At 65.6% G+C, this 17,194-nt stretch carries 19 protein-coding genes; 6 read left to right on the forward strand and 13 right to left on the reverse strand.

The features are described from left to right. Together X803_RS0103590 and X803_RS0103595 are read right to left on the reverse strand one after the other, a co-directional pair. A partial coding sequence (locus X803_RS0103590) for a mechanosensitive ion channel family protein (protein ID WP_164468353.1) occupies positions 1-1,134 on the reverse strand: 1,134 nt, incomplete at its 3' end. 129 nt (positions 1,135-1,263) lie between these two features. Further along, a complete protein-coding gene (locus tag X803_RS0103595) occupies positions 1,264-2,097 on the reverse strand; it encodes a CPBP family glutamic-type intramembrane protease (RefSeq protein WP_035777836.1) in 834 nt (277 codons plus the stop codon). 52 nt (positions 2,098-2,149) lie between these two features. Here X803_RS0103595 and X803_RS0103600 point away from each other — a divergent pair, with 52 nt between their 5' ends. The 3 genes from X803_RS0103600 (at position 2,150) to X803_RS0103610 (ending at position 4,100) form a co-directional block, all read left to right on the forward strand. After that, entirely contained in the window at positions 2,150-3,475 is a 1,326-nt protein-coding gene (locus tag X803_RS0103600; RefSeq protein WP_026544068.1) for a DUF2252 domain-containing protein, read from the forward strand. A gap of 128 nt (positions 3,476-3,603) precedes the next feature. Then, positions 3,604-3,864, forward strand: a complete 261-nt coding sequence (locus X803_RS0103605; RefSeq protein ID WP_026544069.1) for a hypothetical protein — start codon at positions 3,604-3,606, stop codon at positions 3,862-3,864. Further along, positions 3,864-4,100 carry a DUF6480 family protein gene (locus tag X803_RS0103610; protein WP_026544070.1) on the forward strand — a complete coding sequence of 79 codons (237 nt, stop codon included), beginning with the start codon at positions 3,864-3,866 and terminating at the stop codon, positions 4,098-4,100. The genes X803_RS0103605 and X803_RS0103610 overlap by 1 nt, the downstream gene beginning before the upstream one ends. A 72-nt stretch (positions 4,101-4,172) precedes the next feature. Here the strand turns inward: X803_RS0103610 and X803_RS0103615 are convergent, their stop codons facing one another. From X803_RS0103615 to X803_RS0103640, 6 genes are all read right to left on the reverse strand, one after another. Further along, positions 4,173-4,478 carry a PRC-barrel domain-containing protein gene (locus tag X803_RS0103615; RefSeq protein WP_026544071.1) on the reverse strand — a complete coding sequence of 102 codons (306 nt, stop codon included), beginning with the start codon at positions 4,476-4,478 and terminating at the stop codon, positions 4,173-4,175. A 139-nt stretch (positions 4,479-4,617) separates the two neighbouring features. Beyond that, entirely contained in the window at positions 4,618-5,676 is a 1,059-nt protein-coding gene (locus tag X803_RS0103620) for an iron-siderophore ABC transporter substrate-binding protein (protein ID WP_026544072.1), read from the reverse strand. A gap of 111 nt (positions 5,677-5,787) precedes the next feature. Continuing rightward, positions 5,788-6,207, reverse strand: coding sequence for a ChaB family protein (locus X803_RS0103625; RefSeq protein ID WP_026544073.1), 420 nt, complete (start codon positions 6,205-6,207; stop codon positions 5,788-5,790). Positions 6,208-6,306: 99 nt separating this feature from the next. Continuing rightward, entirely contained in the window at positions 6,307-7,284 is a 978-nt protein-coding gene (locus X803_RS0103630; RefSeq protein WP_026544074.1) for an ATP-grasp domain-containing protein, read from the reverse strand. A gap of 58 nt (positions 7,285-7,342) precedes the next feature. Then, entirely contained in the window at positions 7,343-8,926 is a 1,584-nt protein-coding gene (locus X803_RS0103635; protein ID WP_026544075.1) for an AbgT family transporter, read from the reverse strand. 35 nt (positions 8,927-8,961) lie between these two features. Further along, a complete protein-coding gene (locus X803_RS0103640) occupies positions 8,962-10,281 on the reverse strand; it encodes a M20 family metallopeptidase (protein WP_026544076.1) in 1,320 nt (439 codons plus the stop codon). Between the two features lie 195 nt (positions 10,282-10,476). Between X803_RS0103640 and X803_RS17580 the strand changes: the two genes are divergently transcribed. Beyond that, positions 10,477-10,725, forward strand: a complete 249-nt coding sequence (locus X803_RS17580; RefSeq protein ID WP_051470417.1) for a hypothetical protein — start codon at positions 10,477-10,479, stop codon at positions 10,723-10,725. A gap of 93 nt (positions 10,726-10,818) precedes the next feature. Here X803_RS17580 and X803_RS0103650 read toward each other — a convergent pair whose 3' ends face one another. The 3 genes from X803_RS0103650 to X803_RS0103660 all read right to left on the reverse strand — a co-directional run bounded on the left by X803_RS0103650 (position 10,819) and on the right by X803_RS0103660 (position 14,055). Then, positions 10,819-12,012, reverse strand: coding sequence for a TerC family protein (locus X803_RS0103650; RefSeq protein ID WP_026544077.1), 1,194 nt, complete (start codon positions 12,010-12,012; stop codon positions 10,819-10,821). Between the two features lie 67 nt (positions 12,013-12,079). Then, positions 12,080-13,087, reverse strand: a complete 1,008-nt coding sequence (locus tag X803_RS0103655) for an SDR family oxidoreductase (RefSeq protein WP_026544078.1) — start codon at positions 13,085-13,087, stop codon at positions 12,080-12,082. Further along, entirely contained in the window at positions 13,084-14,055 is a 972-nt protein-coding gene (locus X803_RS0103660; RefSeq protein ID WP_026544079.1) for an aldo/keto reductase, read from the reverse strand. The genes X803_RS0103655 and X803_RS0103660 overlap by 4 nt, the downstream gene beginning before the upstream one ends. A 218-nt stretch (positions 14,056-14,273) precedes the next feature. Here X803_RS0103660 and X803_RS0103665 point away from each other — a divergent pair, with 218 nt between their 5' ends. Further along, positions 14,274-14,969: an SDR family oxidoreductase gene (locus X803_RS0103665; RefSeq protein ID WP_051470418.1), complete on the forward strand. Its 696-nt coding sequence runs from the start codon at positions 14,274-14,276 to the stop codon at positions 14,967-14,969. Further along, complete coding sequence (locus tag X803_RS0103670; RefSeq protein WP_026544081.1) at positions 14,966-15,244, forward strand: acylphosphatase; 279 nt, start codon at positions 14,966-14,968, stop codon at positions 15,242-15,244. Before X803_RS0103665 ends, X803_RS0103670 begins: the two co-directional genes overlap by 4 nt. Here the strand turns inward: X803_RS0103670 and X803_RS0103675 are convergent. Together X803_RS0103675 and X803_RS17585 are read right to left on the reverse strand one after the other, a co-directional pair. After that, complete coding sequence (locus tag X803_RS0103675) at positions 15,241-15,972, reverse strand: YqjF family protein (RefSeq protein WP_026544082.1); 732 nt, start codon at positions 15,970-15,972, stop codon at positions 15,241-15,243. The two genes, X803_RS0103670 and X803_RS0103675, sit on opposite strands and share 4 nt — an antisense overlap. Then, the coding region (locus tag X803_RS17585; protein WP_084033344.1) for a cation:proton antiporter at positions 15,965-17,194 on the reverse strand (1,230 nt) is incomplete at its 5' end. The genes X803_RS17585 and X803_RS0103675, both read right to left, overlap by 8 nt.

The raw sequence follows: 17,194 nt of genomic DNA on the forward strand, positions 1-17,194 counted from the left end.
CCGCCGCCGCTCTGCCTCCGGGGAGCCGGTGAAGAGGCGGGCGTCGCGCGGGTGCCGGCGGGCGTCGTCGTCGTCGTCTTCCGGTGAACTGGAAACAGACGACGACGGCGGCACTGCCTCCCAGCGCTGGCGCGGCAGTGCCTCCGGGAAGCGGCTCTGGATGAACCCGACCATCTCCTCGCGGACGAGGCACTGAAGGTCCCAGCGGGCACCGCTGTCCGCCGCGCTGACCAGGATGCGGGCGCGGACCATGCCGTCCGTCGCGCTGGTGATCTGCAGGGTCCCGGTGCGGCCGTCCCACAGCTCGGATCCGTCGAGGATCTCCTTGAGTTTTGCCCGCATCTGCTCGATCGGCACGCGCCAGTCCAGGTCGAGTTCGACGGTTCCAAGCAGCTCGGAGCGGCGCCGCGTCCAGTTCTCGAACGGGGTGGAGGTGAAGTACGTCGATGGCAGGATGATGCGGCGCTCATCCCAGGACTGGACCACCACGTAGGTCATGGTGATTTCCTCGATGGTTCCCATTTCGCCTTCGACGAGGACGACGTCGTCCACCCGGATTGCATCCGTGAAGGCCAGCTGCACCCCGGCGAAGACGTTGCTCAGCGAACTCTGCACGGCAAGGCCGGCGACGATCGAGATGAGGCCGGCCGAGGCCAGGATCCCGGCGCCGAGCGCACGCACCTCGTCAATGGTCAGCAGCACGCTTGCCAGGGCGAGGGTGATGATCACGGCGACGGCCACCCGCCGGGCGAGCATGATCTGTGTCTTCAGCCGGCGTGCGCGCCGGTTGTCCCGGCCCGAGCTCTCATAGTGGCGCAGCACCACGGTCTCGATGATGGAGAGCACGGCCACCAGCAGCCACGCCAGGGAGACGATGAGCGCCAGCACCAGCACGTAGTCCGCGGGCGAGAACCAGGCGGCGTCCCGGGCGGTGGCGCCGAGCGCTATCCGGATGCCGAGGACGGCCAGCACGGCCTGGAGCGGGCCACGGGATTTGCGGGTAACCTCCTGGATCTGCGGAACTTTCCGCAGAGTCCGGGCGGCGATCCTGCGCAGGATCCAGGCGAGCACGACGGCGGCAAGCACCGCACCCGTGACGGCAAGAAAGGGAGTGAGCGCCTCAAGAAAGTCCATGATCCTACGGTCTCAGATGGCCCCGGGGGTCAGTCCAATTCCTCCCCTCCCTCTCGAGTTTTGTCGCCTAACTGCTGTTTTGAGGCGGCCAGAACAGCAGTTAGGCGACAAAAACTTCCGTCAGCAGGGTCAGTACAGGAAGATCGCGAACCACTCGCGGTTGTGCGCATGAATCAGCACCAGGAACAGCACAAAGTCGAACAGCAGGTGCACGCTCACGATGTAGCTCAGCGACTTGGTCTTCGAGAAGATCCACGCCTGGATCAGCGCGAACGGATAGATGAGCACCGGCCCCCACGCATGGAATCCCAGCTCCCAGAGGAAGGACGTGAACAGCACCGCCTGCAGCACATTGGCCTGCCAGTCGGGCAGGTGGCGGCGCAGCAGCGTGAACGCCGTGCAGATGAAGAACAGCTCATCCCAGATACCGAGGACGTTGGTTCCCAGGAACAGCCGCGCGATGGTCCCCGGATCCGAGGCCGCCGGCCAGTTCTCGTACACCCCCGTCGGGATCATGTACACCGGCAGGAGGAGGTACCCGATGACGACGACGGCAAGCAGGTACCAGCGCTCCGTCCGGTTCCACTTCTGCCCGGTCAGAACCGGGAAGCGGATGGCGTGGTCCTTGAAGACAAACCGGGACAGTGTGTAGGGCACTCCGACGGCCAGGATCATCGCCGCGCCCATGATCATCATGTGGCTGAAACTGATGTCGGTGGTGATGGGCACCGCACTGATGATCACCAGGCCGATGGCGAGCAGCAGCAGGTCCCTGAACAGCGGGTTTCCCGAGATCGCCCTGCGGGTGAAGTAGGCGGTTGCCAGCGCCGCCGCGAGGGCCAGGTAGCCGAACAAACGCTGCTCAAGAGCGAAAAGGAGGAAGCCGGAGCCTGAAACCAGGGCGGCGGACAGGAGCGGCAGCACCCGGGGGCGCGCGTCACGGCTCACCGTTGTGGTGGTCATGGTTCGAGCTTACGCCTGCACGGCGGGACGTGCCCGCGCCTAGACTTGCGCAATGGTGAACACTACTGCGCACAGTGATGCCCGCGAATCCCACATCGCCGGCACCCTCGTTGAGGCATTCAAGCCGCTCATGGAGGCGGATCCGCACGGATTCCGCACCAAGTTCCGCAAGATGGCCGCCGATCCATTCGCCTTCTTCCGCGGCAGCGCGTGCCTCTTCTACGCGGACATGCGGGACCTGACGGACCACTGGGCCAACGAGCAGACCAGCCGGGTATGGATCCATGGCGACCTCCACGCGGAGAACTTCGGCACCTATATGAGCAGCACCGGCCAGCTCACCTTCGACATCAACGACTTCGATGAGGCGTACCTCGGCCACTTCTCCTGGGACCTGCGGCGGTTCACCACCTCGCTGGCCCTTATGTGCTGGCAGAAGGCCCTTCCCGAGGATGCGGTGCGTTCCCTCGCGCGCACCTATCTCTCCTCCTACCTGGACCAGGTGAAACATTACGACGACGCCGGCCAGACGGATTTCGCGCTGCACCTGGACAACACATCCGGATCCATCCACGCCGTGCTGCTGGCCGCGCGCGCGTCCCGGCGCACCGACCTGCTCGACGGGATGACCGTCGTGGAAAATCATGAGCGGCATTTCCAGGACAACGGGAAGACCCGGCGGCTGGAGGCGGACGAGCACGCGATGGTGGCACGCGCGTTCGACGATTATCTCGGAACCATCCCCAGCGACAAGCGGTCCGAGCGGGAGGTCTTCTACCACGTCAAGGACATTGTCGGCAGCACCGGTTTCGGGATCGGGAGCGCAGGCCTGCCTGCCTACAACGTGCTCATTGAGGGCTACAACGAGGCGCTGGAGAACGACATCATCATCTCCATGAAACAGGGCAACGTTGCCGCGCCCAGCCGTGTGGTCACCGATGAACAGGTGGCCTCGTACTTCAAGCATGACGGGCACCGTACGGTCATCAGCCAGCGCGCACTCCAGGTCCACACTGATACCTTCCTCGGCTACACCACCGTGGACGGCGTGGGTTTTGTGGTCGACGAGCTTTCCCCGTACAAGGCGGACCTCCGCTGGGACAACCTCACCGAGCCGGATGAGATCGAGCCTGTCCTGGTGGACCTCGGCCGGGCGACAGCCAAGGTGCACTGCGCCTCTGACGAGGACAGCGACCAGGATCTGGTGACCTTCCAGACGGAACGCGCCATCATGGGGGTGATCGAGGGACGCCGCGAAGAGTTCATCGGTGACATCCTTGAGTTCTCCCTCGAGTATGCGAAGACGGTCCGGGCTGACCACGCGCTCTTTGTCGACGCCTTCCGTGAGAACCGGATTCCGGGCGTCCCCTCCACCTAGGAAGTGAGGGGACTCCTGGTGGCCGGACTGCTAGTGTGGGATCAGGATCACTACAAAGCTTGCTTATCACCGTATCCGCCGTGGGCACTTCCGTCCCGGCGCCGGTATAGGCGCAGTGAGGAGTAGCCATGGGCAGCGCAGAGAAGAAGTTTTCGGCCACCGAAGAGTCGGACAGCAAGCACCCGAGCGATTGGGGGCGTGCCATGGCCGTGGCCATGAGCCGTCTGGTCGAGCTGGCGCACGAGGCGGGCGACGTCGTCGAAGACGAGAATCTTTATGGTGAGGACCTGCACTTGTACGTCACTGAGACAGACGACGGCGCCAACATCACCATGTCGTGGACGCCGAGCACTTCGCATTCACGCGGACCCGCAGACGAGGACCAGTAATGAGTGCGCCGAACCCGGATCCCGAGCAGGACAAGGTCGCCGGCCTCGAACCCGGAGGCGGCGTGCCCCCGGGCGAGACGCCTCCGGGCGAGGCGAGCACCGCCGCACCGCAGGGGCATGACGAAGGGGCCCCCTCAGGCAGGGGCGCCTCGTTTGTGTGGCTGGCTGCGATCGGTGTCTTTGTGCTGCTGGGGATCCTCCTGTTTGTCGGCTACATCGGTGGGCTGTTCAGCTAACCGGGGCAGGCGAAAGCAAAGCGGCCGTACCCGTGGGGGACGGCCGCTTTGCTGTGTCCGGGCGGTCCGCCGCTAGACGCCGTAGTAGTTTCGCAGCTCGGTTTCCTGCTCGGGGGTGAGCCCCTCCTCCGCCGTGAAGTCGGGGGCATCCTTAATCTTGTCCCCCGAGACAGCGACATAAAGGTTGTCACCATCCAGCCGGGCGCCGGCGAGGGGGATGAAGTGTTCCCTCGAGTTCAGGAGGCCGAGCCCCACCGTCACCCACGCGGGCTTGCGCGAGATCCCGTCAAGGTGCACCTGCGACACATTGCCGAGTTTTTCGCCGTCGGCATCCCACGCCGTAGCCGTCTGCAGTTCTTCCATTCCCAGGTGATCCATGACGCCTCCACGATTCCGGTAACAAGTAGCCTTACCATTCCAGTGCATCTGGGCCGCAAAGGCAACGAAAGGAGCGCCCCACTCAAGGGGGCGCTCCTTCACCGGCGATTGCCGCCGTCGTGCCTGCGTGAGCGAACAGCTACGCCGCGTCGGCCGCTTCAGCCGCCTCGTTGATCATCGGCAGCCACTTGTCCAGTGCCCAGACGAGCGAGAGCGGGCTGGCTGCGGAGATGGACAGCGTGAGCGTGTTGTCCGCATCGGCCACAAGTGCCCCGGTTTCCACCGCCGGAATCTGGCTGAGCAGCGGGTCCTCGGCGATTGCTTCCCTGGTGGCGTCATCCGGAACCCAGGTCACGAAGACGTCGGACTCGAGTTCATCGGCACGTTCGGCTGACCACGGAATGAAGAACTCGTCACCGGTGGTGTTCTCTGCGACGACGTCGGCCATCTGCATGCCGATCTGGGTCAGGAACCGCGGGCGGTTGTCGCTGGCCGTGTAGATGTTCACGCCCTCGGCGCTGTTCGGCTCCAGGTTGCCGAAGACGAAGGTCTTCCCCTCAATGGCCGGGTATTCGGCTGCGGCTTCAGCGATCTGCTCCTCGGTTTCCGCAATCAACTGGTCCGCTTCCTCAGCGAGCCCCAGCGCCTCACCGATCATGGCGGTGGAGTCCTGCCAGGCGGTGCCGTACGCCACCTCCGGGTAGGCCACCACCGGCGCAATCTCGCTCAGGGTGTTGTAGTCCTCCTCGGTGAGGCCGGAATAGGCAGCGAGGATCACGTCCGGGTTGGTTGCCGCGATCTCGTCGAACGCGATGCCGTCAGCTTCGGAGTACTGCACCGGCGCGTTCTCGGTACCGATCGCAGCATCGAGCTCTTCCAGTGTGGCGTCCTTCCAAGGCGTGGACCCCTGCTCGTTTCCGCCGTACTCGTCCACCGGCATACCGACCGGAACCACTCCGAGAGCGAGCGCCACATCGGCGTTTACCCAGGACACGGTGGCGACGCGCTCGGGCTTCTCCTCGAGGACGGTCTCGCCAAAGGCATGCTCGATGGTGACGGGGAAGGCCTCTGCGGAACCGGCGTCGTTGGCTCCTGCGGCTTCGGAACCGCCTCCGGCCGGGCCGGTGGAGCAGGCGGAGAGGGACAGGACGGCGACCGCTGCCGCGGCGATCAGACCACGGAGGCGTGTGGGGGCCATGGGGGCTCCTTGACTTTCGAAACGGCGTCGACCACGACGCGCGGAATGGATACGAAAGTAAGGTTAGCCTATGCTTTCTTCGATTACGAAATGTTTATGTTGCGTAATCCCTCAGCCGCGGGCTTTGCGGGTTTCCCTGTCGTTGGCCTTCTGGATGGCGTCCACCAGTTCCTTCTTGCTCATGCTCGAGCGTCCCGAGATGTCCAGCTTCTTCGCGACCTCGTACAGGTGCTCCTTCGTGGCATTGGCGTCAACCCCGCCGGCAGTTTCCTTCGACGTCCCGCGCCCGCCTTTCGCCTGCTCGTCCGACGGACCTTTCCTACCCTTCTGCTCCCAGTGGTCCCCCACCTTCTCGTGGGTGTGCTTCAGGGCGCTGTAGGCGGTGCGGTGCGCCCGCTCGCCGTCACCGTATTGTTCCTCCGCCGAATCGAGCGTCTTGGCGAAGGTTTCCTGCGCTTTTTTATCCGACCGCTGCAGGGTGCTGGGCAGTTCGTCCTTCTTGACCTTGCCTGACTTCGTCACCTTGGGCATTGCATCTGCTCCTCTTCACACAATGGGCAGGGCTTGCACTTCCGAGACTACCGCTGGGTGCGCAGATAAACACGAAGTTTTATCTGCGCACCCTGCCGCTTAAACGAACGACGGCGCCGGGCCGGCTGCCACCCCCGCCAGGTACTTCGCGAGCGCGCCGGGTGCCGAGCGCGGTGCCTCTGACTCCACCCGTGCGTTGTAGTTGGTGTTGGTGTTCACGTCATAGGTGAGCACCCGCCCGTCGGCTGTCTCCATGAACTCGATCCCACACACCTCGATCCTGTTCCGGCGGGCAAACTCGAGATACTTCCCGATGATCGGGTGGTCAAAGCCCCGGCGCAGACTGAACAGCTGCTGGTCGGCCTCGGGTTCGATCGTCGCGCCGGGAGGCATGATGGGCCTGCCGGTATCCGGGTCAATGGCGCAGGCGTCCGCCGGGCAGAGCTGGAACCCACCCCGGGCGGTGTCAGCCTGGATGGCGTAGATGAACTCGCCGCCCACAATCTCGACGCGGGTGATGATCGGCTCCGCAGCCTGGATGAACTCCTGGATCAGCGTGATTCCGTCCTGCGGCTCTTCGAACTCGCTGGACGCCACGTACTCGGCCAGCTCCTCATGGCTCTCGAACTTGCGGACGCCGAGGCCCTTTCCACCCTGGTTGTGCTTGGTGATGAACGGAACCGGGAAGCCCTTCGCCGCTTCGAGGATGCGGTCCCGGCCGATCGCCGCCACGGTCCGCGGCGTGTCGATCCCGGCCGCCTTCAGCGCCGTCAGCTGATCCACCTTGCTCATCTCGAGTTCCAGGATGCGGCGTCCGTTGATGGTCCGGCGGCCGTGCGCCTCGAGCCAGGACAGCACCGCCCGGGCGTAATCCTTGGACAGCCCGTGGTCCCGGGTATGGGCAGAGGCGCTGATCCGCGACCAGAAAATGCCCTCCGGGGGCACCGAGTCGAGGTCGAGAACCCCGTCGGTCAGCAGCCACTCCTCGAACTCCAGGCCCTCCTCCTCAAAGGCGCGGGCAAACGGCGGGAACCACTCCGGGTTCTCATGCAGGGCGTAGATCTTTGTGCGGCTCATGTCCGGTGCAACCTTCCGTTCCGGCGGGCTATTCCTGTTCCGACGCCTATTCCCGTGCCTATTCCGACGCCGGCAGATAGATTCCGTTCCCCGGACCCATCGGGATCTCGAAGAAGAAGAAAATACTGAGGATGGCCGCCCACGCCAGCCAGAACGGGATCACGAACGGCAGCATCCGCGCGATCAGCGTACCGAGGCCGGCATCGGGCTCGTACTTCCGGAGCATCGCCAGCAGGACGATCATGTACGGGTTGAGCGGGGTAATCACCTGGGTGGCCGAATCTCCCACCCGGAAGGCGCCCTGGATGAACGCCGGCTCATAGCCGAGCAGCACGAACAGCGGCACGAACACCGCCGCCATCAGGGTCCACATGGCAGATCCCGAGATGATGAAGAGGTTCAGCAGGGACGCCAGCACAATGAACCCCAGAATGGCGGGGTATCCGGTCAGCCCGATCGTTTCCAGTCCGGTGGCACCGGCGACCGCAATCCACTGGCCGATTCCGGACCAGTTGAACAGTGCGATGAACTGGCCGAGGATGAACGCCAGCACCAGGAATCCCGCCATGTCCCGGATCGCCTCGCCCATCACCCGGGGCACGTCCCTGCCCGTTGTGATGGTGCCGACGATTTTCCCGTACACAAGACCGGGCACCACAAACATGGTGAACACAATGAAGACGATCGAACTGAGCAGCGGTGACCTCGGCAGGTAGTCGCCCTCCTCGTTACGCCACGGTGAACCGGGCAGGCTCACCGCAACGGCAATGATCACGGCGAGCACGACGCCGACAATTATCGCCCAGCGCAGCGCTTTGCTTTCCTTCGGCTCCAGTTCCGCCCGCAGGTCCGTGGCCCGGCTGGGCGCCGTGTCACCGTCTCCGGTCACCTCATCGCGGGGCACTCCCTGGCGGTTCAGGCGCGGCTCAAGCACCCTGTCGATGATGAATCCGGCCAGAGCCATGAGCACCAGCGCGGAGGCTACGTTGAAGTAGTAGTTCGAGACCGGTGTGACCGGCGAGCCGGCGTTGGGCAGGGTCTCGGTGACCGCCGTCGTAATACCGGCGAAGAGCGCATCCAGGCTGGTGACCAACAGGTTGGTCGAGTAGCCTGCGCCGGCTGCAGCGAATCCGCCCAGGAGACCGGCGACGGGATGACGTCCCGCGGCCTTGAACACCAGGGCAGCCAGGGGTGGAATGACCACAAAGGCGGCGTCGGACATGATGGAGCCGAGGACGCCGACCACACCGACCGCGTACGGCAGCGCCCAGCGCGGCGCGGACCCGAACGCCTTGCGGATCATCGCCGCGAGGAGGCCGGACTTCTCGGCCACCCCGACCGCAAGCAGGATGGGCAGCACCGTGACCAGCGGCGGGAACCCGAGGTAGTTGGGTCCCAGGTTCTCGGTCAGCCAGGTGAGGCCTTCCGCCGTGAAGAGCCCTTTGATTACGGTGACTTCGGTTGCGCCGGGTACCTGCACGGTGACGTTCGCCCAGGCCATGACGGTCGAGACAACGGCGGTGATCCCGAAAAGGATCAGGAAGAGCGTGAACGGTTCAGGCAGCTTGTTCCCTACACGCTCCACACTGTTGAGGAAACGGTCGGTGAGACTGCGGCGGGAGTCGGTGGTTGCTGTTGACACGGGTGCTCCTAGGAGTGCGGAAGTTCAGGTGGGTGTCAGTCGAAGTAGGCGGGCACGTCGATCGGCCCGCCCTGCGCGGCGAACTCGTCCGCAACGGCGCGCTGCAGGTCCGGATCGCACAGGTAATCCAGCGCGGTCAGCGCAAGTCCGGCGGCGCCGTCGTACGCGCCCTGCTCGGCGGCCTCCGTGTTGGCGGCGGCGGCAAACCCGCTGGTATGGAGGGCGGTGTCCGGGGCCGCGATGCTGATGAGCGGGTGGATTCCGGGAATCCGGTAGCTGACGTTGCCGAAGTCCGTGGAAGCGGCAAGGGTGTCGGAAACCACACCAGCCGGCAGCGGGGCGCGCCCGCGCGCCTGCTGTGCGCGGACCCAGCGGCCGGTGAGGGCGTTGTTGGTGCGGATGGGCAGCGACGGCGGATGCTCGTCCCAGGACAGTTCCACGGCGGTGCCCGTCATGAGCGCGGCGCCCCGGGCGATGTCATCAAGGCGCCTGCTCAGGTCCTTCAGGGTCTCCGGAAGCCGTGAGCGTGCATACAGTTTCAGGACGGCGCGGTCGGGGATGATGTTGGGGCTCCGCCCGCCCTCCACGATGTTGGCGTGCACGCGGTCCGACGGTGGAAGCTGCTGCCGCAGCAGGCCGATTCCCTGGTACGCGAGGCTGGCGGCGTCGAGGGCGTTGCGGCCCATGAACGGCTGGGCGGATGCGTGGGCGGGGACGCCCGTGAACGTGATGGTCAGCAGGCGGCGGCCGAGCCAGGCCTGGTCCGCGAGGTCATAGCCGTAGGGATGGACCATGATGGCGGCGTCCACGCCGTCGAAAGCGCCGTTGCGCGCCATCACTTCCTTGCCGGAGTGGCCCTCCTCGGCAGGGGTCCCCAGGAACACCACCCGTCCCGGCAGGCGGTCCCGAACGGATGCCAGCGCGAGGAAGGCACCGACGCCGGTGGCCGCGATGACGTTGTGCCCGCAGGCGTGGCCGATGCCCGGCAGGGCGTCGTACTCACTGAGGACGGCGATGGTGGGTCCGGGCACGTTTCCGGTGATCTCGGCGCGGATGGCCGTGGCAACGCCGTGCGCCCCCACCGTCGCGTCAGGACCGTGGGCGCCGATCACGTCGGCGAGGACCCGGGCGCTGGCGTGCTCCTGGTAGGCCGTTTCCGGATGGGCGTGGAGCGTGTGGACGATGTGCGCGAGATCGCCCTCAAGGGCGGCTATGCGATGGTTGACGGCGTCGGTGAGCTCCTGCGGCGCGCCGCGGTACGGGGAGGGTGCAGGTTCTGCGGTCTGCATGCGCACCCGGGTCTCGGCTGCGATGGCGTGGAGGAAGGCCGGGTCCGGCACGGTTGGTTCGGTCATCTGGGTAGCTTAGGCAACCAATCCGCACTGGGAGGAGATTCGAGGCAACCCGGGGTAATAAATGCGTTTCCCCCTTGACAGGCAACATGGTGTACCCGCAGAAATAACGCCGCCGTAACTGCACGGCAACACCGGGGAGGGACGCTTGAACCACCGGCGGGAAAGCCGGGTCTCCACCGCACTCCAGGAGCCGCAATGTCTCTGCTCACCTCCACCGAAATAATCCGCATCCGCGACCTCGCAGCCCTGCGCCGCGGGGACGAAATCGAAGCCCACCTCCGTCACGAAGTCCACTACCGCGGCCGGGTGGAGGACACAGCTCCCGGCATCGGCGTGGTGTGGATCCGGGACTCCTCCGATGGCACCCGCGCCATCCTCCACGCCGAGGAATACGCCATCTGGCAGATTCGCACGGCACCCGCCCGGGCCGGCATCGCCGCGTAACCGCGCCCACAAGAATCAACCCACGACGACGGCGGTCCCCTCCCGCTTACGGGGAGGGAACCGCCGTCGTACTGCTGGGGAGTGCCTGCCGGCCTAGCGGGTGGGCTCGCGTTCCAGCGCGGCCTCGTGCTCCTGGTGGGCCTGCTTGAGCAGGGCCATGAACTCGGTTTCGTTCCGGATGAGCCGCTTGTACTTCTCGGGCTGGCTCCGCAGCATCTTCTCCTCGGCGCACATCTTGTCGAAGATGCGCTCGCGCTCGTTGATGTCGGTCTCGTAGTTGAGGTCGAGGTACTGGACGGCGTGGCGGCGGGCACCGGAGACGAGGTTCTTGACCTTGCCCTTCGGGCTGAGGAGGGACGCAAGGATGGTGATGAACAGGATGGCCACGATCACGCCGAGCGACAGCAGGGTGGGGATTTCCACCACCTCGACGTGCTCGCCGTTGTTGATGAACGGAACGGTGTTCTCGTGCAGCGCGTGGAGGATCAGCTTCACTCCGATGAAGCCGAGGATCGCCGCCAGCCCGTAGGAGAGGTAGATGAGCCGGTCGAGCAGGCCGTCAATGAGGAAGTACAGCTGCCGCAGGCCCATTAGGGAGAACGCCGTGGCCGTGAAGACAATGAAGACGCTCTGCGTCAGTCCGAAGATTGCCGGGATGGAGTCCAGGGCAAAGAGGATGTCCGTGCCGCCGATCGCCACCATCACCAGGAGCATGGGTGTGAGGACCTTCTTGCCGTCCTCGATGGTGAAGAGCTTGTCGCCGTCGTAGTGTTCCGTGGCCGGAAGGAAGCGCCGTGCGAGGCGGACTACCAGGGTCTCTTCCTCCTCGACGTTCTTCGGCTTCAGGATGTTGCCTGCCGTGAGCAGGAGGATGAGTCCGAAGATGTAGAACACCCAGGCGAAGGAGTTGATCAGCGCCGCGCCCAGGAAAATGAAGCCGGTCCGCGCAATCAGCGAGAACACGATGCCGAACAGGAGCACCTTTTGCTGGTCGGCCCGCGGAACCTTGAACGTGGTCATGATGATGAGGAAGACAAAGAGGTTGTCCACGGAGAGGGCCTTTTCCGTGATGTACCCGGCGAAGTACTCCGCCCCCATGTCTCCGCCGCCGAAAATCAGCACACCGAAGCCGAACAGTATTGCGATGCCCACATATATGGAGGACCAGACCGCCGCTTCCTTCAGCGAGGGTGTGTGCGCCTTCCGTACGTGGAAGAAGAAGTCGAACAGCAGCAGCCCCACAATGCCGACGATCGTGAACATCCAGACAGTAGTGGGTACTTCCATGCGGTATCTCCTCGGCAGCGGGCGTGGCTTTCACGGTAGTTCGACGGTCAGCGCGCCCGCAAGCAATTCAGCTACCGGTAGAAGGCCTCCTCGCGGCGGCGATGATCCTGTCGAATCCCGCATCCAGTTCGGAGTCGATCTGTTGGCGGCCTGGATCCGCGTCATACCAGGCGAGAATCTCCCGCGCACCGAGTGCAAAGGGTGTTGTGCAGACAAACTCCGGGACGAGGGCCTTCACCTTGGTGTTGTCGAAGATCACGGAGTGCGATTTGTCGCCGAGGAGCTGCGGGCCGAGGTCCGGAAGGTATTCGGCGATGGTCTCGGAGGCAACATGCACCAGGTCTGGTTCCGGCGCTCCCGCGGCCTCCGCGAACAGCTGGTAGATACGGTTCCAGGGCAGCACCTCGTCGGAGGTGATGGTGAAGCTGTCCCCGATCGCCTGCGGCAGCCCGAGCAGCCCCACGAAGGCCTTCGCGAAGTCGGTGCTGTGCGTCAGCGTCCACAGGGACGTGCCGTCGCCGTGGACCAGCACCGGGCGTCCGGCCCGCATCCGGGCAATATCCGTCCAGCCTCCCGCGAGAGCGATCTTGGTGTGGTCATAGGTGTGGGAGGGGCGGACGATCGTGACGGGGAAGCCCCGCTCCCGGTACTCGGCGACGAGCAGGTCCTCGCAGGCGATCTTGTCCCGCGAGTACTGCCAGAACGGGTTGCGCAGCGGCGTGGATTCACGGATGGGCAGTGCGGCCGGCGGCTTCTGGTACGCGGAGGCCGAGCTGATGAACACATACTGTCCGGTGCGCCCGGTAAACAGTTCTATATCGGTCGCCACATGATCGGGCGTAAACGCCACGAAGTCGACGACGACGTCAAAGGTGCGGTTGCCCAGGGCTGCCCGGACGTCCTCCGGCTTCCGGATATCCGCCTGCACCAGTTCCGCGCGCGCCGCTGCCGGGCGCCCGGTACTGCTCCCCCGGTTCAACAGGGTGACCGAATGACCGGAGGCGAGCGCCCGGTCGACGACGGCGGTGCTGATCACTCCGGTGCCGCCGATGCACAGAATCCTCAGCGTGCTCACCAGGCGTAATCCTCGGGCGCCGTCTTGTGGCCCGGGAAGATGTCGTCGAGCGCTGCCAGGGTGTCGTCGTCGAGCTTTACTTCAAGGGCGCGCAGGCCGCCGTCGAGCTGTTCCTGGGTGCGCGGTCCGATGATTGGCGCGGTGACTGCGGGCTGCGCGAGCAGCCATGCCAGCCCGAGGTCGGCAGGTGAGTGGCCGAGCGAGTCGGCGAGGTCCTCGTAGCGCTGGATCTGGTCGCGATGCTTCTCAAGCGTGTCCGCGGCACGTCCCTCGAGGCGGCGCACGCCCTCGTTCTCCTTCTTCAGGACACCGCTGAGCAGCCCGCCGTGCAGCGGGGACCACGGGAGGATCCCGAGGCCGTATTCCTGGGCGGCGGGGAGGACTTCGAGTTCCACGGTCCGGGTCAGCAGGTTGTAGATGGACTGCTCGCTGATGAGGCCGGTGTAGTTGCGGCGGGCCGCTGCGGCCTGCGCCTGGGCGATGTGCCAGCCGGCGAAGTTGCTGCTGCCGGAGTAGAGGATCTTCCCCTGCTGGACGGCCACCTCGATGGCCTGCCAGATTTCGTCCCAGGGTGTGTTCCGGTCAACGTGGTGGAACTGGTAGAGGTCGATGTAGTCGGTCTGCAGGCGGCGGAGGCTGGCATCGAGGGCGCGCCGGATGTTCAGTGCGGACAGCTTGCCGTTATTGGGCCACTCGTCCATGTCTCCGTAGAGCTTGGTGGCCAGCACCGTCTTCTCGCGCCGCCCCCCTCCTTTGGCGAACCAGCGGCCGACAATCGCCTCGGTGCGGCCCTTGGTCACTCCCCAGCCGTAGACGTTGGCGGTGTCGAAGAAGTTGATGCCCGAGGCATGGGCCGAGTCCATGATCGAGTGGGCGTCAGCCTCCTCCGTCTTGGGGCCGAAGTTCATCGTGCCCAGGCACAGCCGGGAAACGGACAGGCCGGAGCGGCCGAGGTGCGTGTACTGCATCAGCGAAGTTCCTCACGGGTTTGTTGGGGGACGGGTTTTGTTCGGGGACGGGTTTGTTCGGGGACGGGTTTGTTCGGGGACGGGCTGGAATTCGCTTTCCATCCTGCCAAGCCGCGGGCGCCGGCGCCAGAGGCGACTTTTGTACACCTCTGGCGACTCCCGCCGCGGAGAACCCACCGGACCTGCGCAAACGTTGCGGGACGCCTAGGATTTCATCCATGACTTCTCCCTCCGCCCTGCCCGTGGCACTGATCACCGGAGCCTCCCGGGGTATCGGCCGTGCCATTGCCGATGACCTCGCGTCCACCCACCACCTCCTGCTCGGCGGCCGGGACCGTGCGGCGCTGGAGGCTCTGGCGTCGTCGTACCCGTCAGCCGAGCCCTTCGCGGTGGATGTGCGGGAGGTGTCCGCGGCTGACGTGGCGGGGATTGACCGGCTGGATGTGCTGGTGCATTCCGCCGGCGTGCTGCAGATGGGCGCCATCGCCGATCTTGAGGACGAGACCTGGCGGACCAGCTTCGAGATCAACGTCTTCGCCGTCGCGAAGCTGACCCGGCTGCTGCTGCCTGCCCTGCGCGCCGCCCGGGGCCAGGTGGTCGCCATCAACTCGGGATCGGGTTACAGCTCCGGGGCAAGATCAGCGGTCTACAGCGGCACCAAGTTTGCGCTCCGGGCCCTCACCGACGCGCTCCGCGAGGAGGAGCGGTCCAACGGCGTCCGGGTCTCCTCGATCCACCCCGGCCGGGTAGCCACCGACATGCAGGCTGAACTGCATGAGTTCGAGGGCAAGGACTACTCCCCCACAGCCTGGATCCAGCCCGAACAGGTCGCGAGGACCGTTCGCCTCGCGGTGGACGCCTCCCGCGATTCCACCGTGGAGTCCCTCAGCATCCGGCCTTCGGGGATGGCATGAACGCCGTCCGCCTGGTTGCGAAGGTCACCGGTGAGGTTCAGGGCGTCGGTTTCCGGTACCGCACGCGCCAGCAGGCTGAGCAGCTCGGCCTGGTGGGTTCCGCCACCAACCGCTCCGACGGATCGGTGCTCGTGGTGGCCGCCGGACCGCCGTCGTCCGTCCAGCAGCTCCTGCGCTGGCTGCGGTCGGGCGATGCTCCCGGGCGCGTGGAGAACGTCGAGGCGGAAATGCACGACGACGGCGCCGGCGGTCTGAGCGGTTTCGTCACGGACTAGCGGGCCGGCTCCACCACGCGCGGCTTCCCGAACTGGGTCTGGACGCCGGGCGAGTAGAGCACGGACTCGGGCGGGCCGTCCACGTCGAGGCCCGCTGCACGCACCAGTCCGTCGTCGCAGTGCTGCAGCGCAGCGGCCTGGAGCGGCCACGGCGAGTGGGTGTTGGGGATGTAGAGGGTCCGGCCCGCGAAGGTCGAGTGGAGACCGAACCGCGCGGTCAGGAAAACTGACAGCGGGTCAGCGGCCGCACGGGCCTCGGGGATGACCGCGAAGGACGACGACCGGCCGCGGAACCGGCTGACCGAGTACCCGATGCCGTCCGGCCGGTTCCAGGCCCGGCACCGGGACCAGACGTAGGGAATGCCCGCTGCGCGTGCGCCGAGCACCACGGCAAGGCGGGACGCATCAAGGGTGAGAAAAACAACGCCGCGCTCTCCATTCGCATCCCGTGAGTACAACCGCACGTTGACTTCCGTGAAGCTGCCGAAATACGGGACCGGCACACCGCGCCCAAACCCTGCTCCGCGCATCCGGAAACCGATCAGCCCTATCCAGGAATCGCCGTCGTACTCGTCGGGAACGGTGCCCGGCGGCATGAAGCGGGCTGCCTGGACCGTACTGATCCGCCAGTGCAGGAAGACGGCATCGCCCCAGAACTGGTCCATGATCGCCGGCCCGCGGAGGGGTGGCGGCTCGGGCCAGGCCACGCGCGGTCCCGGATCAGACATGGGTCTTGGGCACCTCTTCGCCGCCCTCAACGTCGGTCTCCCGTTTCCGGATGCGGTCCAGCGCGTCCATGACGGGAGTGGCGGTGATGCCGTGCAGCAGGATGGAGAGCGCAACCACGAGCCCCACGAACGCCCAGACCTCGGTCGCCTCGGCGTCGAATTCGCCGTTGCTGAGCCCGTACCCGATGTAATAGAGGCATCCGATCCCTCGGACCCCAAAGAAGGCGAGCGCCACTTTTTCCCGGACACCGGTATCTCCCCCGAGCAATCCGAGGAAGCCGGCCAGCGGGCGGACCAGCAGCAGGAAGGCGAGGGCCAGAACGACGTCGGTCCACCCGATCGTTTCAAACAGTCCCCTCGCGATCGCGCCGCCGAGCAGCACCAGGATGACCACCGAGAGCAGCCGTTCGAGCTGTTCAACGTAACTGTGCAGGATGCGGTGGTAGCCGTGGTCGCGTTCCTCGTTCCGGACGGTGATCGCACAGACAAAGACGGCGATGAAGCCATAGCCTTCGAAGGTCTCGGCCAGTCCGTAGGCCAGGAACGTCGCTGCCAGGGCAACGAACCCTTCCGAGTGGTTCGAGAACCGGAAGGAGTCCTTCCTCGACGAGAAGAAGAGCCGGCCCAGCAGCCTGCCCGTGCCGTAGCCGATCAGCACCCCGAAGCCGATCCGCCACAGGACGTCCACCGCAAACCACTGCGGGAACCAGACCGGCGTGGTGCCGAGGAGGCTCATGGTGATGGCGAGGTAGACAAACGGGAACGCGAGCCCGTCGTTGAGGCCGGCCTCGCTCGTCAGCCCGAAGCGGACCTCGTCCTCACGGTCAAAGCCCTCCTCGCCGTCGGCCGGTTCACCGACCTGGACTTCCGAGGCGAGGACCGGGTCGGTGGGGGCCAGTGCCGCGGCAACCAGGACGGCGCTCGCCAGCCCGAGGCCGAGGAAGACGTAGCCCATGATGGTGAACACCAGGATGCAGAGCGGCATCACGATCCCCAGCAGCCGCCAGGTGGTGGACCACGAGCGCCAGCCGAGCGGCCGGTCGAGCGCCAGGCCCGCACCCATGAGCGAGATGATCACGCAGACCTCGGTGAGGTGCGTGGTGACGACGTCGTACTTCACCGGGTCCGGATCCGGTAGGTACTCGATCAGGGCGAACGCGACAATTCCCGTGGAAAGGAACACCATGGGCATGGAAACGGGCGCCCGCCGCAGCAGGCGCGG

The sequence above is a fragment of the Arthrobacter sp. 35/47 genome, from assembly GCF_000520475.1.
GTDB lineage: Bacteria > Actinomycetota > Actinomycetes > Actinomycetales > Micrococcaceae > Arthrobacter_D > Arthrobacter_D subterraneus.

Bases quoted from the DNA above. Each gene is read 5' to 3' on its own strand.
- X803_RS0103595 (WP_035777836.1), bottom strand. From the start codon at position 2,097: ATGACCACCACAACGGTGAGCCGTGACGCGCGCCCCCGGGTGCTGCCG.
- X803_RS0103600 (WP_026544068.1), top strand. From the start codon at position 2,150: ATGGTGAACACTACTGCGCACAGTGATGCCCGCGAATCCCACATCGCC.
- X803_RS0103605 (WP_026544069.1), top strand. From the start codon at position 3,604: ATGGGCAGCGCAGAGAAGAAGTTTTCGGCCACCGAAGAGTCGGACAGC.
- X803_RS0103610 (WP_026544070.1), top strand. From the start codon at position 3,864: ATGAGTGCGCCGAACCCGGATCCCGAGCAGGACAAGGTCGCCGGCCTC.
- X803_RS0103615 (WP_026544071.1), bottom strand. From the start codon at position 4,478: ATGGATCACCTGGGAATGGAAGAACTGCAGACGGCTACGGCGTGGGAT.
- X803_RS0103620 (WP_026544072.1), bottom strand. From the start codon at position 5,676: ATGGCCCCCACACGCCTCCGTGGTCTGATCGCCGCGGCAGCGGTCGCC.
- X803_RS0103625 (WP_026544073.1), bottom strand. From the start codon at position 6,207: ATGCCCAAGGTGACGAAGTCAGGCAAGGTCAAGAAGGACGAACTGCCC.
- X803_RS0103630 (WP_026544074.1), bottom strand. From the start codon at position 7,284: ATGAGCCGCACAAAGATCTACGCCCTGCATGAGAACCCGGAGTGGTTC.
- X803_RS0103640 (WP_026544076.1), bottom strand. From the start codon at position 10,281: ATGACCGAACCAACCGTGCCGGACCCGGCCTTCCTCCACGCCATCGCA.
- X803_RS17580 (WP_051470417.1), top strand. From the start codon at position 10,477: ATGTCTCTGCTCACCTCCACCGAAATAATCCGCATCCGCGACCTCGCA.
- X803_RS0103650 (WP_026544077.1), bottom strand. From the start codon at position 12,012: ATGGAAGTACCCACTACTGTCTGGATGTTCACGATCGTCGGCATTGTG.
- X803_RS0103660 (WP_026544079.1), bottom strand. From the start codon at position 14,055: ATGCAGTACACGCACCTCGGCCGCTCCGGCCTGTCCGTTTCCCGGCTG.
- X803_RS0103665 (WP_051470418.1), top strand. From the start codon at position 14,274: ATGACTTCTCCCTCCGCCCTGCCCGTGGCACTGATCACCGGAGCCTCC.
- X803_RS0103670 (WP_026544081.1), top strand. From the start codon at position 14,966: ATGAACGCCGTCCGCCTGGTTGCGAAGGTCACCGGTGAGGTTCAGGGC.
- X803_RS0103675 (WP_026544082.1), bottom strand. From the start codon at position 15,972: ATGTCTGATCCGGGACCGCGCGTGGCCTGGCCCGAGCCGCCACCCCTC.